This is a genomic window from Mucilaginibacter calamicampi (assembly GCF_042676765.1).
GTDB classification, from domain to species: Bacteria; Bacteroidota; Bacteroidia; order Sphingobacteriales; family Sphingobacteriaceae; genus Mucilaginibacter; species Mucilaginibacter calamicampi.
Window position 1 is genome coordinate 35,191 of record NZ_JBHTHU010000019.1, and the last position, 24,568, is coordinate 59,758.

Annotated in this window: 26 protein-coding genes; 22 read left to right on the forward strand and 4 right to left on the reverse strand. The window is 40.7% G+C overall.

Annotation, left to right across the window (positions count from 1 at the left end):
- The first annotated feature begins 239 nt into the window (after nucleotides 1-239).
- The 9 genes from ACFQZS_RS14165 to ACFQZS_RS14205 all read left to right on the forward strand — a co-directional run bounded on the left by ACFQZS_RS14165 (nucleotide 240) and on the right by ACFQZS_RS14205 (nucleotide 7,824).
- Nucleotides 240-593 carry a hypothetical protein gene (locus tag ACFQZS_RS14165; RefSeq protein ID WP_377101308.1) on the forward strand — a complete coding sequence of 118 codons (354 nt, stop codon included), beginning with the start codon at nucleotides 240-242 and terminating at the stop codon, nucleotides 591-593.
- A 6-nt stretch (nucleotides 594-599) separates the two neighbouring features.
- The gene (locus ACFQZS_RS14170) at nucleotides 600-1,004 is read left to right on the forward strand and encodes a hypothetical protein (protein WP_377101310.1); all 405 of its coding nucleotides are present in this window, start codon (nucleotides 600-602) and stop codon (nucleotides 1,002-1,004) included.
- Between the two features lie 31 nt (nucleotides 1,005-1,035).
- Complete coding sequence (locus ACFQZS_RS14175; RefSeq protein ID WP_377101312.1) at nucleotides 1,036-1,404, forward strand: helix-turn-helix domain-containing protein; 369 nt, start codon at nucleotides 1,036-1,038, stop codon at nucleotides 1,402-1,404.
- Nucleotides 1,405-1,417: 13 nt separating this feature from the next.
- Nucleotides 1,418-2,458: an HNH endonuclease domain-containing protein gene (locus tag ACFQZS_RS14180; RefSeq protein WP_377101314.1), complete on the forward strand. Its 1,041-nt coding sequence runs from the start codon at nucleotides 1,418-1,420 to the stop codon at nucleotides 2,456-2,458.
- Between the two features lie 5 nt (nucleotides 2,459-2,463).
- Nucleotides 2,464-2,964 carry a GIY-YIG nuclease family protein gene (locus tag ACFQZS_RS14185; RefSeq protein WP_377101315.1) on the forward strand — a complete coding sequence of 167 codons (501 nt, stop codon included), beginning with the start codon at nucleotides 2,464-2,466 and terminating at the stop codon, nucleotides 2,962-2,964.
- Between the two features lie 10 nt (nucleotides 2,965-2,974).
- A complete protein-coding gene (locus tag ACFQZS_RS14190) occupies nucleotides 2,975-3,487 on the forward strand; it encodes a hypothetical protein (protein ID WP_377101317.1) in 513 nt (170 codons plus the stop codon).
- Complete coding sequence (locus ACFQZS_RS14195) at nucleotides 3,465-4,325, forward strand: agmatine deiminase family protein (protein ID WP_377101319.1); 861 nt, start codon at nucleotides 3,465-3,467, stop codon at nucleotides 4,323-4,325. Before ACFQZS_RS14190 ends, ACFQZS_RS14195 begins: the two co-directional genes overlap by 23 nt.
- Nucleotides 4,326-5,702: 1,377 nt before the next feature.
- A complete protein-coding gene (locus tag ACFQZS_RS14200; protein WP_377101321.1) occupies nucleotides 5,703-6,251 on the forward strand; it encodes a hypothetical protein in 549 nt (182 codons plus the stop codon).
- Between the two features lie 31 nt (nucleotides 6,252-6,282).
- The gene (locus ACFQZS_RS14205; RefSeq protein WP_377101322.1) at nucleotides 6,283-7,824 is read left to right on the forward strand and encodes a hypothetical protein; all 1,542 of its coding nucleotides are present in this window, start codon (nucleotides 6,283-6,285) and stop codon (nucleotides 7,822-7,824) included.
- A 457-nt stretch (nucleotides 7,825-8,281) separates the two neighbouring features.
- Here the strand turns inward: ACFQZS_RS14205 and ACFQZS_RS14210 are convergent, their stop codons facing one another.
- A complete protein-coding gene (locus ACFQZS_RS14210) occupies nucleotides 8,282-9,802 on the reverse strand; it encodes a hypothetical protein (protein ID WP_377101324.1) in 1,521 nt (506 codons plus the stop codon).
- Nucleotides 9,803-9,892: 90 nt separating this feature from the next.
- Between ACFQZS_RS14210 and ACFQZS_RS14215 the strand changes: the two genes are divergently transcribed.
- From ACFQZS_RS14215 to ACFQZS_RS14260, 10 genes are all read left to right on the forward strand, one after another.
- Nucleotides 9,893-10,756 carry a LysR family transcriptional regulator gene (locus tag ACFQZS_RS14215; RefSeq protein ID WP_377101326.1) on the forward strand — a complete coding sequence of 288 codons (864 nt, stop codon included), beginning with the start codon at nucleotides 9,893-9,895 and terminating at the stop codon, nucleotides 10,754-10,756.
- A 166-nt stretch (nucleotides 10,757-10,922) separates the two neighbouring features.
- Nucleotides 10,923-12,875, forward strand: coding sequence for an FG-GAP-like repeat-containing protein (locus ACFQZS_RS14220; protein WP_377101328.1), 1,953 nt, complete (start codon nucleotides 10,923-10,925; stop codon nucleotides 12,873-12,875).
- A gap of 288 nt (nucleotides 12,876-13,163) precedes the next feature.
- Nucleotides 13,164-14,297 (forward strand): acyltransferase family protein, encoded by a 1,134-nt coding sequence (locus ACFQZS_RS14225; protein ID WP_377101329.1) that lies wholly within the window; start codon nucleotides 13,164-13,166, stop codon nucleotides 14,295-14,297.
- Between the two features lie 102 nt (nucleotides 14,298-14,399).
- Entirely contained in the window at nucleotides 14,400-14,933 is a 534-nt protein-coding gene (locus ACFQZS_RS14230; protein ID WP_377101330.1) for an RNA polymerase sigma factor, read from the forward strand.
- The gene (locus tag ACFQZS_RS14235; protein ID WP_377101332.1) at nucleotides 14,914-15,183 is read left to right on the forward strand and encodes a hypothetical protein; all 270 of its coding nucleotides are present in this window, start codon (nucleotides 14,914-14,916) and stop codon (nucleotides 15,181-15,183) included. Before ACFQZS_RS14230 ends, ACFQZS_RS14235 begins: the two co-directional genes overlap by 20 nt.
- A gap of 4 nt (nucleotides 15,184-15,187) precedes the next feature.
- Nucleotides 15,188-15,871: a ClpP family protease gene (locus ACFQZS_RS14240; RefSeq protein WP_377101334.1), complete on the forward strand. Its 684-nt coding sequence runs from the start codon at nucleotides 15,188-15,190 to the stop codon at nucleotides 15,869-15,871.
- 185 nt (nucleotides 15,872-16,056) lie between these two features.
- Nucleotides 16,057-18,771 (forward strand): PKD domain-containing protein, encoded by a 2,715-nt coding sequence (locus ACFQZS_RS14245; RefSeq protein WP_377101336.1) that lies wholly within the window; start codon nucleotides 16,057-16,059, stop codon nucleotides 18,769-18,771.
- A 101-nt stretch (nucleotides 18,772-18,872) separates the two neighbouring features.
- A complete protein-coding gene (locus ACFQZS_RS14250) occupies nucleotides 18,873-19,463 on the forward strand; it encodes a GDSL-type esterase/lipase family protein (protein ID WP_377101338.1) in 591 nt (196 codons plus the stop codon).
- A gap of 60 nt (nucleotides 19,464-19,523) precedes the next feature.
- A complete protein-coding gene (locus tag ACFQZS_RS14255) occupies nucleotides 19,524-20,252 on the forward strand; it encodes an esterase family protein (protein WP_377101340.1) in 729 nt (242 codons plus the stop codon).
- 86 nt (nucleotides 20,253-20,338) lie between these two features.
- The gene (locus ACFQZS_RS14260) at nucleotides 20,339-21,259 is read left to right on the forward strand and encodes a PfkB family carbohydrate kinase (protein WP_377101342.1); all 921 of its coding nucleotides are present in this window, start codon (nucleotides 20,339-20,341) and stop codon (nucleotides 21,257-21,259) included.
- Between the two features lie 76 nt (nucleotides 21,260-21,335).
- Here the strand turns inward: ACFQZS_RS14260 and ACFQZS_RS14265 are convergent, their stop codons facing one another.
- Together ACFQZS_RS14265 and ACFQZS_RS14270 are read right to left on the reverse strand one after the other, a co-directional pair.
- A complete protein-coding gene (locus ACFQZS_RS14265; protein WP_377101344.1) occupies nucleotides 21,336-21,572 on the reverse strand; it encodes a cytochrome b5 domain-containing protein in 237 nt (78 codons plus the stop codon).
- Between the two features lie 87 nt (nucleotides 21,573-21,659).
- Complete coding sequence (locus ACFQZS_RS14270; protein WP_377101346.1) at nucleotides 21,660-22,361, reverse strand: SIMPL domain-containing protein; 702 nt, start codon at nucleotides 22,359-22,361, stop codon at nucleotides 21,660-21,662.
- 112 nt (nucleotides 22,362-22,473) lie between these two features.
- On the opposite strand from ACFQZS_RS14270, the gene ACFQZS_RS14275 reads away from it, so the two are divergent.
- From ACFQZS_RS14275 to ACFQZS_RS14285, 3 genes are read left to right on the forward strand one after another with little or no spacing between them, the layout of a single operon-like run.
- Nucleotides 22,474-22,809 carry a tRNA-binding protein gene (locus ACFQZS_RS14275; RefSeq protein ID WP_377101573.1) on the forward strand — a complete coding sequence of 112 codons (336 nt, stop codon included), beginning with the start codon at nucleotides 22,474-22,476 and terminating at the stop codon, nucleotides 22,807-22,809.
- 47 nt (nucleotides 22,810-22,856) lie between these two features.
- Nucleotides 22,857-23,225: an SdpI family protein gene (locus tag ACFQZS_RS14280; protein ID WP_377101348.1), complete on the forward strand. Its 369-nt coding sequence runs from the start codon at nucleotides 22,857-22,859 to the stop codon at nucleotides 23,223-23,225.
- Between the two features lies 1 nt (nucleotide 23,226).
- Nucleotides 23,227-23,694, forward strand: a complete 468-nt coding sequence (locus tag ACFQZS_RS14285; RefSeq protein WP_377101350.1) for a nucleoside deaminase — start codon at nucleotides 23,227-23,229, stop codon at nucleotides 23,692-23,694.
- 11 nt (nucleotides 23,695-23,705) lie between these two features.
- On the opposite strand, the gene ACFQZS_RS14290 is transcribed toward ACFQZS_RS14285, so the two are convergent.
- The gene (locus ACFQZS_RS14290; RefSeq protein WP_377101351.1) at nucleotides 23,706-24,434 is read right to left on the reverse strand and encodes a sulfite exporter TauE/SafE family protein; all 729 of its coding nucleotides are present in this window, start codon (nucleotides 24,432-24,434) and stop codon (nucleotides 23,706-23,708) included.
- Between the last annotated feature and the right edge of the window lie 134 nt (nucleotides 24,435-24,568).

Here is a 24,568-nt window from a genome sequence, read left to right on the forward strand (position 1 = left end):
TCTCAGCAATCTCTACTTGCTTCTGACTATAAAGTTTATTCAGTTCGAAAATGGCTTTTCGTTTATCACTTAAGTAACTGAACACACCTGTTAAAGCCTGCGTAATTACGGCACCTGCCAATCCAGAGAATGCACTAAGCGCTATTAAAGTTGAATTAGATTCCATATCCAAATTTATTAAAACTGATTTGTAATTGCTAATATTTTTAGCATAGATTTGTTGTCTCAATTGTAAGGGTATGGACAAGTTCAAGGTATATACAAAGAGTGGTGTTCCTGTGGTTGAAGACGTGGTAAACAACTTTAGGTTTCGTGTTGTAGATAGTAAAACAGTTAAGCTCACAGGTGAAACTGCCGTATTGGAGGCAACTTTATATGCTGAGCAAGGTGGTTTTGTACCTGTTCAGAGTTACCTGTTTGAGCTTGTAAATAGTGCTGGTGAGGGTACAGATATGGAGGTTAATATAGATGATTTTAAGACCGCTGTCGACTTCTTTTTCAATTCGGTATTAGGTACGGACTTGTTTGTCAAAAGCATTCCTAAGGCATCTACGCTGTGTCCTGATGAGGTTAAACAATATCAAGTTTGGTAGCGGGTCATGAGTAATGAAGGGCTAAACCGGCTGTATGAAAAGGTGCTACCGGACTTGATTCATTGGGCAAAAACCAATGACAGACTACACGGTCACATCACTGAACATGACCTAAGCTATTTGTTTGAGTTCAATGGTATACGAGGCTTGACAATTGACCTGGGTAGGTTTCATCCTGACTACTACAATACTGTATTCAAAGGTTTAGCTAATAAACGTCACATAGACGCGTTTGTTGGGAAGGTTTGCATTGTAATCAAGCTTTCACTCGCTCGATTAGGTAGGCAAGAACATAACATTACCATTCAGGTTAGACACAAAGTTTCAACAGTTACCTATTGGAAGACCTATTACATCACTCCAAGCTTTGACTACAAGGGTACAAGCGGTATGCAGTTGAAGGAGGAATAATAATTGCGGTGTTTTAACTTAAAGTAACACTATGGAAAGAATTACATTTGATCAATTACCTGAAATTGTAGCACTAATGCTTGAAAAGCTTGAAAGGATTGAAGATGCGTTAGCTATAAAAGGGCACATAGATCAGCGACCTTCTAAAGATATGCTTACAGTTGATGAAGCTTGTAGCTTCATGGGTATGTCCAAGTCAACCTTGTATAAAATGAGTAGTAGTAATGTTATACCATTATATAAACCAACTGGTGGACGTATCTACTTTAAACGCGACGATATTCTTGAATACATGCAGCAGAACAGAGTTAAAAGTCAAAAGGAGATAGAACAGGAAGCATTGAACTATGTAATTAATAATCCTGTAATGCGAAGAGCAGCGAGAGTATCTAAGAAATAAATATCTTAGCGGTATGGAGTTACCATATCAACCTGACCTACCTGTAAATCTGTTAGCTGCTTGTTTTAACAAAACTTCAGCTACCTATAAGTTTTATTGGTTCCTGGCAATACTAAGCAAAGTTGAAAGTGGTGTCGTGACCATAAACAAGAAGGACTTGTTTATTGAAATGATTGCTCACTCCTGGTTCACGGTTAACTACTTTCACGTGTCATTCGGCAAACAAGACAAATTGCAACACGCCATTGAAACGATTAAGGGTATTGAAGGACTAACCATTGACCTCAACCGTGACAAGATCATTACTCAATTGTCGCAAAGCAATAGTAGAGAAACTGGAAGGCAACTCAACTACTTCAATTCGGAAGTACCTCACCGTTTCTTAAGTCCGTGGTTCAAAGCAGAGGATATGAGCTTAGCTTATAAGCAATCTCAATCTTTTACGAACAATTGTCCATATGCTCTTTACAAAGAACACATCGAAATCAATCCATCCTGGGTAAGCTATCTGCAAAGTAATAGTAGAATCCTTAAAGACTTCTGTTACTGGAACCTGTCAACCTATCTCCAAACTAAGAACCCCAATGTTCCGGACATACCAAACAAACTAATAAAGTTACCGGTAAGAAAGGCTCTTAACTCGCAGCGAAAACACTATTGGGACATTGTAATAGGCGAACTTGGAAAAGTTGATTGCATCTACACAAATAAGGCTTTACAGGTTGGCAACTATGCAGTTGAACACTTTGTGCCATACGCGTTTGTATCTCATGATTTGATATGGAACCTCATTCCGGCAGACAGGTCATTCAACAGTACAAAGAGTGATAGGTTACCATTACTTAATACCCACTTTGATAGGTTTTTTACATTACAGCAGACAGCAGTAGAAATCATCCAACACAAGTTGCCGAACAACAAGTTCTTAGAAGAATACTTGAGCATCTTCCCTAATCTGAACCCCATATACTTCAATCGGGATAAATTTTTTGAGCATATACAACCGTTGGTCACGATAGCAAGCAACAATGGATTTCAATACTTACACATCTAACTTTCATGAACGCAATACATCTATCCGACTTTGACCGTTTAAGACAATTACTAAATGATGAAACGTTCGTTGATATGGGACAATGGACGCAAGTGAATAGCTTTAGTGAGTTGCGAACCATAGGACGTTCAAAGTGTGATTTTGCCGGAAAGGGCGGCATATACTCGATTATAGACGCTGATGGACATGTTGCCTATATAGGCAAAGCGAGTTGCCTTTATAACAGGTTATCTTCACACTCTAAAGCGCTTATCGGTAGAGACAAACTTAAAGCTCCGGCATGGGATCAGTTCTTTACATCAATTAGACACGACGGCTTAGTAGCAAGGTACATAGTGATAGAGGGTTTCTCTATCACCACAGAAGAATATGCTAGACAAGTAATTGAACGTGCTTTACAAATTAAGTACAAACCATACTTCGATGATCTGTATAAAAAGAAAGTCGTCATTGATGATTTTGACACAAAGTTAACGACGATTAAAGCATTAATATCAAATAGTTGATAACACCGTTATGGATTTCCTAAACATTACGCAAGAGTCTCAACAAAAGTTTAAAGAGATTGCTGAGACCTTGTTCAATGCGTACGCCATCAAGACTCATGATACATTGTACCGGATTACTGAAGTAGAATTCTACTGGTACTCAGATAGTCACAAAGACCATAGTACATATAAAAGGAAACATGTTTTCCCTAATGCCGGTCAATGGTTCTTTCATTACTCAGGTGTTGACATAGCTTTAAAAAATGATACTGGTGGTTATGGTGGTATATTAATTCGAGGACTACATGACGGAGAGCATTTTGTCAATGGCCCTATGGTATGTGCAATGAAGCTGTTCTCTTGTACAGATGCATTTAGTCCCACAATTCAAACTCACATTGTTCGTCACCACTTTCACAAACTTGATGCTGTGCCGTTGCAAAGGGTTGGCTTAGGTAAGAATGCGGTAGATAGCGGTACAGATCAGTTTCTTTATAGATTTCAAATCAAACCTGTAAATGGTAAACGATACGGAGACTAACTTCCTTTACCTGGCAGATACCTTACCTATAAAGTATCCTTCATTCTTTAAAAGGTTAGAGGCCCTACTTATCCGTTGTGAGGTTAGCTACGGTTTGCTTCCTGGGACTAAAGATATATGGGCTGTAGACTACATGCCAATACAGGTAGGTTTGGAGAAATTTGTTCAATTTTCTTATAACCCCTCATATTTACAAGGCCCAAAGTATGCTGACCTTATAACAGATAGTGATAAAGTTTGTGAGCAGATCGGTATCAATCCGGTTAAGTCCACAATTGTGCTGGATGGCGGTAACGTTATTCGTTGTGATGATAAGGTAATTATGACTGAACGCATCTTCAAGGATAACCCAAATTACGATAAGGATTTATTGATAACACAGCTTCGTGAACTTTTAGAAGTAGAACACATTTACTTGATACCTGAACAACCTTACGACTTTACTGGTCATGCAGATGGTATGGTACGTTTTGTTGATGATAATACCATACTTGTTAATGATTATCAACGCGAAAGTAAACGCTTTCAACAAGCGTTTGATGCCGCGATAAGGAAAACCGGATTGGACACAATCAAAGTACCCTATAACCCTTATGACAACAAAGGGACATACAGCGCGGTTGGTGATTACATAAACTATTTGCAGATGGAAGATATTGCCATCGTTCCAACCTTTGGTATTGCCGAAGACGACGCAGTTGTGAAGCTACTTGAAAGTGTCTTTACAAACAGCAAATTAGTCACGATTGATGCATCAGACATTGCGAAGGATGGAGGTGTACTTAATTGCATTAGTTGGAATATTAGGATTGATGGTAGTTTGAAATTGATTGAATGACGGTTCACAGTTTGACTATTATCTTTACAAGTTAAGCCTCGTAAGTCAAAGTCTAAACATATTTCATCTGCACATTTTCTTAACACATGGTATTATATAAGTACTATTGAAATAAAATGTGCAGACTCAGGCGGCTACTTAGCCTTGTCAACTTTTAAAGAATACAGTTGAAAATTTACTCAAAGGGCAACCTACCTCAATCCAAAACTTTCACTACCGGTATAAAGTAACAATTTCTAATATTCTTGGATTGACTCAATTCAGAATTCTTACGACCTGTATAAAGTAAAGAATGTTGAAAGTTGTGAATTGGGATAGTTGAAGTGAGTAGCTCAATCCAAAGTTTTAACTCCCTCTATAAAGTAATAATTTTCAATAATCTTGGATTGGGAGTGTAGTGAAGTATATAATTATTCAACAAAGTTACGCTCATAGCTGCTGTAGCGTGCAAGAGCTTCCGGCATAAACGCTCAATACAACCGCACTATCCATTTATTCCTTTTCCATCTTGCACTTGATTGCTATAAGCGTGATATGGCATCATAATTCTTTTATTCACTTAAACATTATGGTCATGCACAACACATCTTAAACAAACTTCATTATTACAGCCTAGAGGCGTAGATTCGCATTACAGTTCATTAATTAATTATTTAAACAGTGCTTTGTGTTTGCACATAGCTTGTACATATACAGTTAAAGGTTTAAAATCCTGCACAGCAAGCTTGAATCGCATAAAAGTCACTCACCTGTTAATCAGAGGGTCGCTGGTTCGAGCCCAGCCTCAGGAGCAAGGAGAAAAGCCTTTCAGCATATGCTGAAAGGCTTTTTTGTTTTTGAGGTATCCAAAGACAGCCTGCAAATTGCCTTTTGATAGTATTATTACACTGATAGTACACAGTTTACGCTATACACAGTATCAACCACAATTGCAAGATCCAAAGCCACAAGGAACGCGGTAACCTATACTATTTATATTTTGCAGAAAAAATACCTGAAAATGGGTATTGTGACTGTAAGAAAAATAATCCTCTTTTGTTGATTAGCAGCAATTAATATTAAATTTTATGAAGCATTTTTTCATAAAGACAAATAACAAAATTGTGTCTCAACTTGTCTCAGAAAGCGAGTTAATGATTTGACAACTTGACAAAGATGCTGAAGATAAAAAGGAATGGGTTGAGCTTTATAATAATATTCCTTTGAATGATATTGAAGGATATGAAGTTGGAAACTATTTCTAAGAATGAGCCTTAAAAGGTTCATTTTGACTTCATTATTTTTATTTACCTCTGCTGGCGCAGCGCAGGAATAAGCCCGGTGTTAAATTTACCAAATAATATACTAAATCTGAATACAATATTAGCCATTACTGATATGATAAAAAATCTTATTTTTTTGTTTCTGCTTTTCGTAACTATTTCTGCCAAAGCGCAAGATAAAGCAACTTTAACTAAAGATGAAACCATTTCCTATATAAACAGGAAAGTTAAGGAGATAGATGGACTATCCTATCACTATATTAACACGTTGGGAGAACGTCTTTCGAAAACCTGTAATGCTGCATCATTTGCTTTAAAATATGATACTAATGATAAATTATTGCTTAAGTATAATGAAGCATACCCGAATACAACCTTAGAGCTTCGGTACCTTTATGAATTTAAGGCCACATATATAAAATCAATAGAGTTAATGCCACCGGTTGTAAGTTCAGATCAATTGGGCTTTCTTAAAATTCAGCTTTCAAACGAATCGGCTTTGTACTCGATTAGATATGATGGAGGATCAAGGGGAGAAGGTAATACATCTGTAATTGAATTGCCGTTCTTAATTAGTGATACATCCAACTTCAGTAAACTCAAAAAGGCTTTAGAACATTTGCAGGCTTTGTACAAGTCTGAAGATGATCCTTTCGGTAATTAAGCTTACTCATAACATTAATTCTACATTGAAAATGTCGAAAGTAATTTTTGTTTTTTTAGGAAGTTTAGTGCTGTTTGGTCATCCTGCCTTTTCTCAAACTGCAGGGGCGGGTCACGTGGCATCAATAGAAGCAAAAGTGCAGCGTATCAAGGCTAATCAACTTACCATTAGCCAGTACAAAAATCAGCTAAATGAAATTAGTCAGGCTTGGAGAGCCAAGGAGGCAAAATTAAAAACGGAAATAGACGAGCTTTATAAAGAACGTGATGATATTATTGCAGACATGAAAGTTGGCGCAAAATGTAGTCAATGTGGTAAGTATAAGTCGCAGTTTGAAGCAGAGGGTGCAAGTTTTCAAGAACATCTTGGTAAAGTTAAAGGCTACGCTGTGCCAGCCACAACTTCAGAATTAGAAGCAACAAGAAGAAAGTACACGGAAGCCATCGCTTTAAAAAAAGTTCAATTACAAAATATGGGAAGTGGGGATAAAGCAATGCTAAATAAGCAAAAAGATATTTCCGATCTTGAAAAAAGCAACGAAAAATTGTGTACAGAAATCACAAATCATAGTAACGATTATCAGATGGTTGTATTTGATGAGGCTAAACAAAAGCACCAAATATGGACGGATGATTTAATAGGATATATATCTAATCTGTTAATTGCTCAAGACAAAGTTAGCATATATAAAAACAGGATGAATATCTATAATGCATCCTGGACACAGAAGGTGAAAAATAGTAAAGACGAAGTTATAAGTGAAGCGAAAGCAGAACAGAATGCAATAATTAATAACATTGAACAGAATAAACAAAAAATAAGTGATGAAAAGATAAAGCAAGAGGAATATTTAGCTGAAGCACAAACGAGATTGAACGTTGCAAAAAGCAGGAAAGCGGAGGTGAGCACGGCACTTAATGGTTTATCTTCTGCCGATACTTTAAGGCCTGGTTACATTGCTGTGCAAAGTAAATTAACTTTCGAAATCAACGCCATCGAAAAGGATATGTTGGCTTCTAACCTTACTACAAAATCATTTATAGCAGGTGTTGAAACGAAAAATGCGACCTTGAAAAGCAAGATATTACAAATTAATTCTAACATTACACAAAAGCAAACTATACGAATTTCCGAAGCACGGAAACTAATTGACAAGCTTAAACAAACAGCAGCCACAGCCACAATAACTGCAACAAAAGATGTTTTTAGTGCTCAAAGCGCTTATACTCAACGCGTAGCTTTTTGTAAGGGGTTACAATCTGTTTATTCTGATCTTGTTGTTAAGGAAAGCAATAGAATATTGTCTGCCAGCCAAGCCGTGGGCTGCAGCGTTTATAATGATATAAGAGGCCAGGTAGCATTAAATTGGAATCAAGTATTTTCTTGCGTAAATGCGCTTACTACATTGGCGAAGCCATATAGCACAAATGCTTTCAACTCTTACTGCCCGGGTAAGTCAGCACCAACATATCTTTCGGCTTATAAAAGCTTTTTGTCGGGTTTGAGCCCTGAAGACAAAGACGCAGTAAGATTAACAAGTAACGCTGCGTTCTTTGAGTTAGTAAATAATTGACTATATACCACAAATGCAGCATAAATAGCCGCGTTGGCGAAAGAATGCAGTGTGGACAGGGGATTCTTTTATTCACTATCATTGTATTTTAGGTTCGAGCCCAGCCTCAGGATCAAAATAAAAGCCTTTCAGTGTATGCTGAGAGGCTTTTTTGTTTTATTATCTTTTTAAAAAGCATTGGAAATAGCCGAATGTTTGTACATTGTTAGTACAATTAGTCAGGATTTATAATTTCGAAGCCAATTTTCGGGGATTTTTAATCCCTGTGAACCGCCATGTACATTTTTGGGCACTATTATATAACAATGCCATTTACAGAAATTCGTCCTGTGGTTTACGCGGATTGCAAATCCTCACCTATCTAAGTCCGGGATCGTAAACCTGGACTAACAGGTATAAGCGATGCTCAGCACGCGGTACAAGGGTGGGAATAGTTAAGCGTAAAAAATGGGCAAGGCTATCGTTCATATAGTTGCGCAGCAGTTGTAAAACCAGTAACCTGACCGGCGGTCTTTCCTGGGAATGCTTCAACACGTATTAACCTGGGAGCGATCATTTGCACTAGTAACACTCCCTCAGTATTCCCTGCACCTATATAAACAAACCCCTGATAGGTTTGCATATCCCAGGGGTTACCGTTACCGAGCGAATAAGTAATATTCGCCAATTCGTATTTTACTAAGCCTGAAGACTCCATAACATTTTTCGGGTCGGGTGTGTTTCCTTTTACCGAAAACTGCCACCCTGCTTTAACCTGCTCTTCGGTGGCACCAGGTTTATTCCATCTGCCAATAGATATTTCAACAGCCGAAGGATCAAATGCATGGTAGGCGAAAACCAAATGCCCGCGCCAATAATCATTACCCTGATTAGCCGCACCCTCATATCCGTTTGTACCCTGCAAAAACCAGGTGCCCGCCAGCTTCCCATCCTCATCATAATCAAACCTACCGCCTTTGGGTTCGGTTGTTCTCAATGTTTTGGCAAGTAGCGCGTTTTTTATGCCAGGGGTATAAAACATAAACGGATCTGTAGCATATTTTTTAGATTGCTCCTGGTAATGTGCCGGTACCACCCATTTCTTTTCGGGTGTATTCGTATCAAAAAAAGTGACATCCAGAGATTGTCCGCCAACTCTTGCAATTTGCTGACCCGCAGTTATTTTTATATAAGTGCTTTTACCTGTTCCCCTTTCCAGTTGTCCAATGGCAGCACTCATTTCGGCTGTTATGCCGGTTACAAGTGTGAGCAGCGTATAGGTGTTGCAGGAATGCTGAATTAAGATATCATAATTATCGCGGGGCGCCAGTCCAGCTTCTACCTGAAAATTACCGGTTCTGGATACCCTTATCACATAACCGTCAGCGGGCGCGTATACAGGATATTCCTGAACAGGAACTGCCAGAACATTCAGCGGGTAGTAATATTGATGGTCAATTGGAGTAACATGTCCCTTCCACATATAGCCTAATGGAAAAAGAATAGATATATCTTCCGGTTTCATAATCGGAGCGGTAAGAACAACAGGCGGTTTCCCGGCAAAATCCTGTTCATCGCATAAACAGCCTAAACTTTTGGCTAAAGCATTCTCTTTACCACCAACGGTAACTGTAGCTTCCGCGGTTACATTTTCCACCGTCGCTATTACTTTGGTAGCACCCGATTGTAAAGCAGTAACCAGTCCGGTGGGACTTATTGAAATTAAGCCAAGAGCCGAAAGGCTCCACGTTACGGTTTTGCCGGTTATTATTACCCCTTTAGCATCTTTTACTTCGGCAACTGCTTGTGTTGTTTTACCTATCTGGTCTAACTGTCCGGCCACTTTTACAGTAACCGTAAAAGTTTTATCCGTACTTGTTACAGGCGAAGTCTCAGTTGGTACAGTTGGCGTAGCTGGTGGCACAGCAACTTTTTTACAGGACACCAACACGGTAACTGCACATAAGGTAACAAAGGCAAGTCTACGTAATTTTTTCATGTGTGATAATGAATGTTGCCAAAGTTTAGATTATACATCGATAAAATAAAATACTTATTTTTGATCTAATGATAATTTTATTTGATCGATATGAATATTCAGCAACTCGGTAATTTCCTAATCATTTGCGAATTACTTAATTATCGGAAAGCTGCCGAACAGATCAATATTGTTCAGCCTGCACTCAGCAAGCAAATTCAGTTATTGGAACAGGAAGTTGGAGCGGTACTGTTTGATCGCAGCAGACGAACTGTGAGTTTAACACCCGCCGGACTATTTTTTAAGAAAGAGACCGACCGTATTTTACACGATCTGAAACGAACTATTGTCCGTACTGCTCAAATTCACAACGGAGAGGTTGCTGAAGTTAGGGTAACTCACTCAAGTTCGGCAATGAATACTGTAGTTCCTTCTTTTTTGGCAAGCGTGAAGAAAACGTGGCCTATGATTAAAACTACAACGCAGGAGACGTCGAATTTTCAGCAGCTCGAAATGTTACTGACAAGAAAAACTGATCTTGGAGTTGCTCCCAATATTATCCTGCCTGAAGAAGTAAACAGCAAGATTCTATACCGGGAAGATTTTGTACTGATCCTGCCGGCTAACCATCGTTTAGCCAACAATTCTTTTAATGACCTTACGGCGCTTAAAGACGAAGTTTTTATTCTGCCCCAGGTTGCTACAGGAATTGGCTACGTAGAAGAAATTTTTCAGATGTGCCAGGACGCGGGCTTTACACCAAAAATTGCCCACGAATCAGCAAATGTTACCGGTGTGTTACGGATGGCGGAGGCTGGTCTTGGTATTTCAATTGAGCCGATATCAGGCGTAAAAGGTGTAAATATGGATATTGCATTAATACCTTTAAAAAATATCAGGCAAAAGGTTACCATGACTCTTTTTTGGCTGAAAGAACGGGAGGAAGAACTTGGTCAATTTATTCAACGGTTCTAATTCGACGACGATTCAACTTATCAAATACTAATTGTACAATAATCTTTTATATTTGATATTGTAACCAATTATTGTTTTGTAAGGCCTCTTTTACTGCTTATCCCGCACAGCTGTAATAGTGGTTTATATATGTAAATACCAATTAACCACCTCAAATTACAAAAAAATGAAACGTATTTTATCAACACTTCTACTAGCGGGACTGACGGCTATTTCCTTCGGGCAGGCAATAACGGGCGACTATAATGGCAGGGGCATGTCCCTTATACCAGACTATGTATACAAGGGATCGGCACTTTCGGGCTGGCATACCTTAGGTAGTGCAGATTGGAAAGCCAATAACGGTACGATAACCGCAAAGGCCAACGGCGCGGCAAGTTATTTAATATCCGATCGTGGTTTCCAGGATATTCATTTGCGCACGTTATATAAAGCCAATGCCAATGCCGAGGTTGGATTTGTATTTCGTATGGAAAAAACCAATGATGGATTTAAAGGATTTTTAGCATCAATAAAAGGCACAGAACTCGGTTTTTACAAAGTTACGCTGGATGCACAAGGCAAAGAAACCAAAAGAGAGGATTTGCACCCCGCCGGTGGTATTATACGGCAGGCTCCTGCATTCGACCCGAATGCAAGGACACCAGAACGAGGCTCAGGAAGTTCGCCGCGCGGCGTTACCGGCCCTGCAACAGAGCATTTGCCTTTTACACGCCCTACACCGGCACCAATACCCGGCCAATGGAATCAGTATGATCTCATTGTCGATCTTAATATAGTGCGCGGTTATATAAATGATGGCGCCGAAAATACTTTCAGCACCGAGTCGGATATGGGCTTTGGGCCAATAGCATTAATGGTTAACGGTACAGGCGAAGTTCAGTTCAACGAGTTAAGCTACGTAGATGCGGGTATTAAAAAAATGCCTAAGGAGCAAACAGGTGCAGGGTTTAAGGTGCAACGCATACAGGATATGTACTACTCATGGGCTGCAGGGTCGGGTGATTTTAACCATGATGGCGTTACTGATATTGTTGCCGGTCCGTATATCTATTTCGGCCCTGATTATACCAGCTCCCGCGAAATTGCCTACGCTACATCGGGTGCTCCATCCACAAAATTTACAGAGTTTAATTGCCAGTACGGTTATGATTTTAATGGCGATGGCTGGGACGACGTTTTAAGCGGCGGTTCCTTATTTGTTAATCCTAAAGGAGAATCACGCCGTTGGGATAGATACCAGGTTGTAAGAGGCATACAAACAGAAATTATGACATTTAGAGATGTTGATGGCGATGGCAAACCCGAATTGGTTTACGGATCAGGTGGGCAGGTATCCTATGCGAAACCCGATCCGGCTGACATTACCAAACCATGGATACAGCGCCCCATATCTGAAAAGGGCGCATCAAATGCGCATGGCATTGGTGTAGGCGATATAAATGGCGACGGTTTAATGGACATTTTAAATGTTAACGGTTGGTGGGAGCATCCAAAAAACGATGATGGTAAAATGTTATGGGCCTATCACCCCGTTGCATTTGGGCGCATAGCGCATCGTGGCAATAATTACGGTGGTGCTGTTATGGGTGTTTATGATGTAAACGGCGATAAGTTAAATGACGTAGTAACATCGCTTAACGCGCATGGTTTTGGCCTTGGCTGGTTTGAACAAAAGCGCGATGCAAAGGGAAATATAACTTTTGTGCGCCACATTATAAGTGATGATTACGGCACAATGGATAAAAATGCCGGGGGCGTAGCCTTCTCTGAAGCGCATGCCACAGCTTTTGCCGATATGGATGGCGATGGTATTCCTGATTTTATTACAGGTAAACGGTATTGGTCGCACCTGGATACTTATCTTGATCCGGACGCTTACGGGCCGCCGGTTATTTACTGGTATAAAACAGTACGTAATGCTAAGGTACCGGGTGGTGCCGAGTTTGTGCCGCATTTAATGCATAACCGGTCTGGCGTAGGATCTGATGTGTTAGCTGTTGATTTAAATAAAGACGGAGCGGTAGACATTGTTACCGGCACAGACAGAGGTGTATTTATTTACTGGAATGAAATGAAAGGGAAAGCCAAAGCCAAGGCTGTTGCTAAAAAGAAATAATTGAACACCGGCGCAGAAAAGTAGGTGTGGCTAAATTAAAATAGCATATCGCCTAAACAACTCCACAGCATAAGCAAACCTCGAATAGCTGATATTAGAGGTTTGCTATTTACTTCAGATGCTTATAGAAATGGCCTTTTCCCTCGCTATCCATTCAAGGGCTTCGCTGACCCTTTTGTGCGGTGTTTCCTCCATGTAATAGGTTATTACTCATGTTAATCAATGCAAATATTAGTTAATATTTACATGATTTTTATATTTGAGATATATTTTAATTTTTAATGAATTATGCCTGTAAAAAGATTTTTGGCGCTCGACGGTTTTAGAGGCATATGTGCAATTGTAGTGGTGGTTTATCATACTCATGTACTTGGCACATTTACAGAGTGGATTTTTTTTAGGAACGGTAGTCTTTTTGTTGACTTTTTCTTCATACTCAGCGGCTTTGTGCTTTGCCACAGTTATGGGCAGCGGCTTTTTAATAAAACCGTGTTTAAGCAGTTTCTAATTAGTAGAACATTCAGATTGTTCCCACTACATCTTTTTATGCTTCTTGTGTTCATTTTATTTGAAACCGGGAAGTCTGTTGCGCAATCAAAGGGTTATAATTTCACAACACCATCTTTCTCGGGAGTTAATGATGAGTCAGAAATATTCTTTAATTTATTTTTACTCCAATCATGGCTTTCTAATGCTAGCATCTATTCATTCAACTATCCTTCCTGGAGCATTAGTGTAGAGTATTATACCTATATTATATTGGGACTAATATTGTTTATAGTACCTGCATTTAGAACAACTATATTCTTTATTATAGTAGCTCTCACATTTTTTCTAATGTTTAACGGGTCCCACTTATTAAAAGACGAAGCTGTAGGTGGGCTTTTTTGCTTCTTCTCGGGGTGTTTATGCTATCTCTTGTATTTGCGCATAAAAGATGCATTGTTATCTAAAACCAGCTATAATTTTCTTGAAATCATTTCTTTATCAGCTTTGGTGTTAATTTTTGAGATGAACATTGATCACAAGAATATTGTTGTAAGCTTTCTTTTTATGATTATCATCTTAATTTTCTCCTTTGAAGGAGGGATTATATCAGCAATTCTAAAATCAAAGCCCGTTGGCTATTTAGGTAAATTATCTTATTCTATTTATCTTACTCACGCCAGCATTTTATTCCTTGTTTTAAGCGGAGTAATGATTCTAAGTAAAGTAACCGGCAGAAATCTTACACCCGTAATGGGAATCGGCAATGATGTCTCAATGAGGTATATCACCACCGGAAATGTAATAATTAATAACCTTCTTGTATTTTCAATTGTAGGGGTAGTACTTCTAGTTGCTAAGTTCTCTTATAAGTTAATTGAATTAAACGGTATCTCTTTAGGGAAAAAAGTCTCAAAGTCTTTGATCAAATCCTAGTAGGTCCGGCAGTATTGCCATCCTTTCTGATATAATTTTTCATTCCCCCGGGTGATATTTTGTCCATATCTTACACATAGTAATAAATACCCTCTGATAGCTATGAATAAAAACACATTATCTACAGTTGAAATGCGCGAAATATTCTTTTTAGGCCTTTATAAAAAGGGATTTCCCGCGGTGGCGCGTTATGTAGCCAAAATGGGCGGCGACCTTAACCAAGCCCAGGATATTTTTCAGGATACGCTCATTATATATTACGAGAAGGTGACTTCAGAACAGGTTCATGCCGTTGTAAACGAGAAAGCATATTTGTTGGGCATTGCTAAAAAGCTATGGCTGCAGCATTATAAATTTAATAGCAAAAATCAGCCGCTTGGCGATTGTGACATCCCATTTACAGCTGATGAACAACCTGCAAGCGGTAAACTAATGCATTACCTTGAAACAGCGGGTAAAAAATGTATGCAATTACTGAAAGCCTGTTATTATGATGCTTTGCCATTAAGTGATGTTGTTAACCTTTTTGGCTATTCGGGCACACATTCTGCAACGGTGGCAAAATACAAATGCTTGGAAAAGGTTAGAGAAACAGTTAAACAAAGATCACAGACCTATGCGGACTTCATTGAATAACATTAAAGTAATTGACGATTATCTTTTTGGCGATATGGCAACCAGCGACAGGTTGTTGTTTGAAGCCAACCTATTGTTGAATAGTAGTCTGAGTGACGACGTGCAACACCAAAAGATCACTCACGCAGTTATAAAGCAATACGGCCGTCAATGCATTAAGGCCGAGATCAAGGCTGTACAGCAAACCTTAGCTAATGCACCGCAATACAGCAGCTTTATGCAGCGCATTGTAAACCTGTTTAAAAAGTAAAGCCATGAATATAAATACCGAATTTAGAAAATATGCCATTAAACATCATCGCATAGGCAGTCAGCATGTTGATGGTTACCTGGGCCGGGCGGTTAGTGTACCCACAAGTATGACGCCGTATATTACCGAAGAGCGGCAGATGAATGTGGCGCAAATGGATGTTTTTTCGCGGCTGATGATGGACCGGATCATATTTTTAGGCGAACCAGTTGCGGATAGAATGGCCAATATCATCCAGGCGCAGCTGCTTTTTCTGCAATCTGTTGATGCTAAAAAAGACATTCAGCTCTATGTCAATTCACCGGGTGGCGATGTGTACTCAGGCATGGGCATTTATGATACCATGCAGTTAATAACGCCCGATGTAGGCACCGTTTGCATAGGCATGGCTTGTTCTATGAGCGCCATACTGCTTTGCGCAGGCAAAAAAGGCAAACGCTCAGCACTGCCGCATTCGCGCATAATGATCCATCAGCCATCGGGCGGTGTGCAGGGTGTATCGGCAGATATAGAAATAACCGCGCAGCAAATTATAAAAGTAAGGCATGATCTGTATAAGATAGTTGCCAAACACAGCGGCCAAACTTACGACTGGGTGCACAAGGCATCTGAACGCGATTACTGGATGACAGGCCCCGAAGCTATGCAGCACGGTATAGTTGATGAGGTGTTAGGCGATATTGATTAAGTTAGCTTATAACGGTTGCAAAAATCCTATACATTTTCTTAAAAACTAAATAAGCAAACTTTTAGTTTATTAGTGCTAAATGTAATACTTTAGTCTCCTTAAAAAGAGGGGACTATTTACATAGTATGCGGAGCAGTTTTTTAAAGAATAATCTAATTACGATTGCTTTTCTTGCCTCTGCTTTTTTGCTTTTCAGCACCCCGGCTTTTTGTCAGAGCCTGGGCGACCCTATTGTCAATATAACCTTTGGTACCGGTAGCGGTAAATTTGGCGGCAGGTTGCCCCCTGCATCCGGCACTACTACTTACACTTATTATGATGATGCCAGCTTTCCCGGGCAGGGGTTTCCGCAGGACGGCCAATATACTATAACGAATACTTCTGCCGGGATAAACCAGGTTTGGGTATCAACATCAGATCACACCGGCGACCCCGGAGGATACTATATGCTGGTTAACGCTGCTAACACCCCGGGCATTTTTTACACACGCAATGTTACCGAGCTATGCGCCGGGACTAAATACCAGTTTGGTGCCTTTATAAAAAACATCTTTAGCAACAATGGCGGTAACCCTCCAAATGTCAAGTTTCAGATAGAAACAGATGCAGGCGTTATCCAGTATGATACCGGCAATATACCTGCGGATAATACCTGGCATGCTTATACCATGGAGTTTACCACACCAGCTAATGCAGGAACAATTGTATTAAAAATGATCAATAATGGTCCGGGTGGATATGGTAATGATCTGGCCATAGACGATATTACCTTCCGGCCATACGGAGCACCCGTACAGGTTGCTTTCGATCAATCTTCATCTACCCAGATCTGCGCCGGGGTGCCGCAAACAGTAAAAATAGTTAGTGCAACTGCAGCTTCGCAAGGCTACTCGCAGAAAGTTCAACAAAAAGTTAATGGGGTATGGACAGATATAGTTGCTACTGTTAACGGCACTCAGTATAGCTTTGCTGCGCCGTTGGTGGCAGGCACTTATAACTACAGGCTTATATCAGGCTTATCGGCAAATATCGATAATTCCAATTGTGTTGTGGCTTCAAATGAACTGGTTTTGACTGTGTTGCCGCAACCAATACCGGCTTTTACCGCGCCAGCCGATGCTTGCCCCGGTAACCCGGTGTCATTCCGCGATAACTCAGTATCCAACGGAGCGGCTGTCAGTTCATGGCTCTGGAATTTTGGTGATGGACAAAGCTCCAATCTTCAGCATCCGGTGCATAGTTATAACGCAGCCGGCGACTATACTGTAAGTTTAAGGGTTGCCAATGGAAATGGATGTAGCTCAGTAACTATAACACAACCAATACACATCAATGCTTTGCCTGTGGCGGCGTTCACTATTTCAAACCCGGCGTGTGCCAACAGACCGATAGTAATTACTGACGCTTCTACTGCACCTTCGGGTACTACCGTTCAATCGCGCGTTTGGGAAATTGAAGGCGTAACACTGAACAAGGCTGATGGACAGCCCTTTGTACATACTTTTGCGGCAGCGGGCACTTATGCTGTTAAACTTACAGTTACTTCATCAACAGGTTGCCCATCAACAACAACGCAACAGATAGTAGTAAAACCCCTGCCTGTGATTGATTTTGATACGCCACCCACCTGTATAAGCGATAATACTATTTTTACCAATCGCACAACTATTGCGGATAACAGCGCGCTTACTTACCTATGGAACTTTGGCGACAACACACCCGTTTCAACCGCAAAAGATCCGGTTCATAAGTATCAAAGTACCGGTAATTATACAATAACCTTAACAGTAAGTACTGCTTCAGGTTGTAGTGAAACTAAATCCAAACCTTTTACCGTTAATGGTGCTACTCCAGTTGCAGATTTTGAGGTTTTAAACAAAAACAGTTTGTGCAGCAATAATGAAGTTGTTATTCAAAATAAATCTACTGTGGTTGAGTTTGGCAACGTGACACGGATAGACCTTTATTATGACTACGGTAATACCCCGACATTGGTAGAAACTGACAATAACCCAACACCCGGCAAAATGTATGGGCATACCTACCCCCAAACTCACGCAGGTAACAAAACCTATAAGGTACGGATGCTGGCCTATTCGGGCAGCGTATGTATATCGCAGGAGAAGACTGAAAATATCAATATACTTGCCACACCCCTGGTTGTATTTACGCAACCGGCTGCTATTTGTGCAAATAATGGCCCTATACAGTTAAACGGGCATGATGAAAGTGGAAGTGGCATTCCCGGCTCAGGAATTTACACAGGAACAGGTGTTAGCCAGGCAGGGCTTTTTGATCCCGCCGTATCGGGCCCGGGTAAGTTTGTTATTCAGTATACTTATACCTTTAGCACTACAGGTTGCTCAAATACTATAAGTCGCGAGGTAACTGTTGATCCCGTACCAACCGTAGAAGTGCCTGGCAATATAACCATATTAGAGGGTGGTAGTCGTGTTATTACCGCAAACGCTACGGGTAACGGGCTGAGGTATGCCTGGCTACCGGTTACGGGGCTAAGTGATGCTACCATAGCCAGCCCCACAGTTACCGGCATAGCCGATATAACTTACCGGGTTACCGTTACTAACGATAAGGGCTGCCAGCAATTTGCCGATATGGTGGTAACAGTGCTAAAAACTCCGCTCATGCCCAATGCATTTACACCCAATGGCGATGGCATTAATGATATCTGGGAAATTAAATACCTTGATTCGTATCCCGGTTGTACCGTTAATGTTTTTAACCGGTACGGGCAAAAGGTTTTTTCGTCAATAGGATATTCAACCCCCTGGGATGGGCGCGCAAATAATGGCAATTTAACTCCCGGCGTTTATTATTATATTATCGATCCAAAAAATGGCAGAAAAGCCATGTCGGGGGCCGTAACCATTATCAGGTAGTAATGAAAGTTTAAAATGGACTATCCCCATATTCCATTTAAAAATCACACTTATTATAAAAATCATTTTATTAGGTTTGGTAATACTTAATTGTATGTACAATGTTTTGGTATGAGGATGAGGTAAAACGTTTGGAAAGACAACGTTTACAGGATAAACGCCAACCGGCAACACTTTTTTATGGAAGTTCATCCATCAGGCTATGGGACAACCTAAGTGTAGATTTTAAAGATTTTGATGCTGTTAACCTGGGTTTTGGGGGTTCTACGCTGGCTGCATGTACCTGGTTTTTTAATAGGGTAATGGCTGGGTATAAACCTAAACGACTGGTGCTATACGCCGGAGATAATGATTTGGGCGATGGCAGGCACCCCGAAGAGGTGTTTCTTTATTTTCAGCAATTTGCTGCAAGAGTGATGAAGAAATTTGGCCCCATACCTTGTTACTTCATCTCGCTAAAGCCAAGTATAAACCGCTGGGGCCTTATTAACAGTTTTAAATTCACCAATGATATTTTATTGCAGGAAATAAAGCAAAACCAACCCAACTGGCGCTGGATAGATATTTATAACCCTATGTTAAATGCAGACGGCTATCCGGATGCTCAGTATTTTTTAGAGGATGGCCTTCATTTAAGCCAACGGGGTTATTTGCTTTGGAAGGATATTATACGCGGCGCATTAATTGCATAATTAACTGTTTTTTTACCTGCATTTAATATAGGGTAGAAATATTTGGACAATTTTTGTGCTATGAACAGAGAATACCACAAGTGGTATAGCGACCGCTTGGGGCGGGACATGGAACTACTGGTTTATGGTAACGGCGGCAGGGCAGTGCTTTTCTTTCCAACCCGTATGGGCCGCTTTTATGATTACGAGAATTGGGGCATTATTGAAGCGCTTGCACATAGAATCAATGCAGGAGAATTGCAATTATTTTGTGTGGATAGTATAGATCAGGAAAGCTTGTACAACCCGTGGTCGCATCCGGAGCAAAGAATTAACCGGCATTTGCAATATGAGGAATATATACTTTGTGAGGTATTGCCCTTAATGCGTTTAAAAAAGCCGGATAATGATTTTGAGTCGGCAGGTTGTAGTCTCGGGGCCTACCATGCGGCCAACATAGCTTTAAAACACCCGCATTTATTTAATAAACTTGTTTGCATGAGCGGCAGATTTGATCTGACCCGGCCGGTTCAATATTTTAGAGATCTGTTAGACGGCCATCATAACGATAATGTGTACTTTAACATGCCCAGGCAGTTTTTAGCTAATATGGAAAGTGATAGTTTGCTTAACCAGATCCGCAGCCTTGAAATTGTGGTGGCAATAGGCGACACTGACCCCTTTAAACCGGATAATTACGAATTTAGCGACATACTAAACCGCAAACATATTGGGCACCAGCTTTATACATGGAACGGATATGCGCACGCCCCGCGCAGCTGGAAAAAAATGGCAGACCTGTACCTTTAAAAGCGCCTGTGCTTATAATTAAGCGGCATAAACTGAATTTGGCAAAAAACAAGCATATTTGCAGCTAAACAGAATAAATTTATAGCATGAGCTTATTAGTGATCGGTACCGTTGCGTTTGACGCCCTTGAAACTCCTTTTGGTAAAACTGATAAAATTGTTGGCGGCGCTGCAACCTATGCGGGTTTGGCGGCTTCCTACTTTTATAATAAAGTTAAAATTGTTGCCGTTGTTGGCGATGACTTCCCGAAAGAAACCATTAAGGAGTTTAATGATCACGGCATTGATACCGAAGGCCTGCAGGTAAAAAAAGGCGAGAAATCATTCTTTTGGAGCGGAAAGTACCATAATGATATGAATACCCGCGACACGTTGGCTACCGAGCTTAATGTGTTGGCTGATTTTGACCCCATCATCCCGGAGAGCTACCAGGACTGCGAATACCTGATGTTGGGTAACCTTACCCCGCAAGTACAACAAACGGTTATAAAACGCTTAAAAAACCGCCCTAAACTGATTGTGATGGACACCATGAACTTTTGGATGGACATTGCCATGGACGATTTGCTGGAAACTATTAAAATGGTTGATGTACTGACCATTAATGATGCAGAGGCCCGCCAGCTATCAGGCGAATACTCATTAGTGAAAGCTGCCCGTAAAATATTAACCATGGGCCCAAAATATCTTATCATTAAAAAAGGAGAACACGGTGCTTTACTTTTTGGCGAGGATAAAATATTTGCAGCACCCGCCTTGCCGTTGGCGGAAGTGTTTGATCCAACCGGTGCCGGTGATACCTTTGCAGGTGGCTTTATTGGCTATATGGCCAAAGTGGGCACAGTCAACTTCAATAACATGAAGAACGCCATCATCTTCGGCTCAGCATTGGCATCATTCTGTGTAGAAAAATTTGGTACCGAGCGCACCATTGATCTTTCGCAGGTAGAAATTGCCGCCCGTGTACAGGAATTTGTTAACCTGTCGGCTTTTCAAATCGGAGAGTAGTTGGCAGTTTTAAGTTGGCAGTTTGCTTAAACGTGCTACTGCTAACTGCCAACCGCACACTGCCAACTAAAAGAGGCTACTTCAATTTCCCTATTACATCCAGATTCTGAAAAACCCATTCATCATGAGGCGCGTCGGCCAGTTCAGGGGTTAAGTCCTGCCCGGCCCAATGCTCGTAATGTTTACCGTTCTTCCAAAGGCGGCTGCGGCTAACATCGTAGATAAGGCCTTTATAGGCAATCCATACTTCGGGTTTATCCTGTCCGTTGCGCAGGGCTAATTGAGAGCGGGTATATTCGGGTAAATTTTCCATTCTGACCGAAGGTAGCAATTAGCGATAAAAAAGCAGAGCCGCCTCGGATTTTCCGAGGCGGCTCTGCTTTAATTTTTAAATTTCTGCTTATTTGCCTGCTATTTCAAACACAGCGTTTATCCTGAAAGTCAGTTTGATTTTTTGTACATCAATATCTGATTCAGGTACGCCGGCACCGTCAGCTGCCATCGCCATATTCATGGTTTTAAATCGGGCTTGCGGGTAATCATTACTCATATCCAATTCTGATATCTGAATAACGCCGCCTAATCTTTCATTCAGCGCAACCACTAACGCGTTAGCTTTTTCGCGGGCTACCAGCAAGGCTTGTACCTGTAGTTCCCTTTTTAACTCGGTTATTTTTGAATAGTCATAGCTGGCTACGTTGGTTGATTGGATACCCTTAGGATCAACCTTGCTTATTACCTGGTTAAATTTGTTCAGATCGCGAAAGCGGATGCCATACTGCTTTGAAGCTAAAAAATCAGTTGTTTTCTTTTTAGGGTCGATGTAATTATATGATGACAGGTTATTAATAGTAAAATCTTCCTTAGCAATTCCTGCATCCCGCACAGCCTTTTCCAACTGTTGCTCCAACTGACTGATGGTTATTTTGGTCTTACCATCAAGATACTCTTTTAATGATATAGATACATTGATGATATCCGGAGTAACCTCTTTTTCTACTGTACCACTTACTTCAATTTTCCGGCGCAGGTCAACACTTTGCGCAAAACCTGATGCTACACTTACCGCTACCAGGGCTATTATTATACTTAACTTTTTCATATTCTCTTGTTTTTATTGATAGGATGCAACTTTGCACCGGTTTCCATAAGCCCCAACAAAATATTTTGCTTTTTGTTGAACAAAGCCTTATGCATTTTATATTTGACGAATGATGGAGACCATTACCTGGGGCGATTTTGAAAAAGTGGAGCTACGTGTTGGCACCATACTGCAGGTATTGGATTTTCCCGAAGCGCGAAAACCTGCTTATAAAATTCAGGTTGATTTTGGCGCGTTCGGTATAAAATGGTCTAGCGCTCAAATAACAAAGCATTATACTAAAGAAGAATTGCCCGGGCGACAAGTTGTGGGGGTGATCAACTTCCCTAAAAAGCAAATAGCCAATTTTATGTCGGAGTTTTTGGTTACTGGTTTTGCTGATGAGAACGGGGATATAGTATTGGCTGCCGTGGATAAACCGGTGCCTAACGGAAATAAATTAGTATAGGGTATAGCGATGGGTTCAAACCCATCGCTGTATAAAATGCACAGGATATGACATTAACCAACTGGATATTTGGGCCACAGGCAATAGGGCTGCTATTTTTACTGATAGGCATCATAACCTATTTTTTTCCGGCTAAAACAGTTAATACCTGGTATGGCTTTAAAACGCCTTCGTCAAAGAACAATCAGCAAACCTGGGATGTGGCTAACCGCTTCGCGGCTATTTTCTGTATAAAGGCGGGTTTAACGCTGGTAGTGGGTGGTATACTGATCAATCTTTTGATCAGTAGCATGTTAATGCCTGTCAGAACTCAGCAAATGCTGCACATTATATCATTTATGGGCAGCGGAGTTTTTATTGGGCCGCTGTTGATGGTAGCCACAGAGAAGTATATAGAGAAAACTTTTAAGCAATAGCATGAGATACGTGAGTTTTGGCGATGAGCCTGCCGTTAAGCCCGATGACTTTTTTATGAACGAGGCGCTTAAAGAAGCCCGGGTTGCCTTAGGCGAGGATGAGATACCCATTGGCGCGGTGGTGGTTTGTAAAGGGCAGATAATAGGGCGGGGGCACAACCTAACAGAACGTTTAAACGATGTATCGGCACATGCCGAAATGCAGGCCCTTACCGCGGCCGCTAATTTTATGGGTGGCAAGTATTTAAAAGAATGCACACTATATGTAACGCTGGAGCCCTGTGTAATGTGCGCGGGCGCATCTTACTGGTTCCAGGTGGGCAGAATAGTTTTCGGCGCTTACGACCCACGTATGGGCTTTGGGCGACTTAACCAAAAGATCACTCACCCTAAAACCATTATAGAAGGCGGCATCCGCGAAAATGAATGCGCCGAGTTAGTTAGGGGTTTTTTCAAGAGCAAGAGGTAGGTTATTCTTTTTCATAAGATCATCTTAATCATTTGTGCAAGTGATATACCAATAATGGTTGTCAAAACCATGTATCTGAAAGCCGTTTCTGATGTACGATTTAAAATAAGTTTTCCTATGTAACTCCCTGCAATGCTTATGCCTATTAGGAAGGGGATGAGAATTAAATAGGCGGCTTTGAAATAGCCATTGCTTACATACACCACAGCACGACTGCTGTCAACCCCGAGGTCAATAAGTGCGGAAGTGGCTATAAAAACAGCTTTAGGGAGCTGAAATGCCGCCAGCGTTATACCTCTAACAGCGCCGCCGGTTCCGGTTAGCCCCGCAAGCAAACCTGATGAGGCCCCTCCGGCACATAAATTAAAATTAGTTTGTTTTACAGTTTTGTTAAAGTTAAAAAGTAAATAGCAGGAGAGCACCATTAAGCCTAGGTTCATTAACAGGGTTAATAACTCTGTAGGCAAAAATGTAGTAAGCCATGCACCTGCCAAAACAAATGCAACTGCCGGTACACCTAGTTTTACGGCTATTTGCTTATCTATACCCTCCCTGAAAAGCGTTATTTTAGATAGGTTGCTGAAAATATGAAAAACGGCAGTGATGCCCAACACCGCCTTAAAATCAAAAAATAGGGAGGCAATAGGTACGAATAATATAGATGAACCGAAACCAGATACCGTGCCGATAACTTCAGATACAAAGGCCAGCCCTACAAATAAGTAGTATTTTTCCATCATTTTTTAAAGTATTAAAGGTAATGTGTCTGTTAGGTTGATAAAGTGATGGCCGTCATTTGTTAAGGCGAGAGCGGTCAGATTCCACTTAAGATGGGATACTTTAAATCCTACAATCCTTAAATCCAATAAATCAT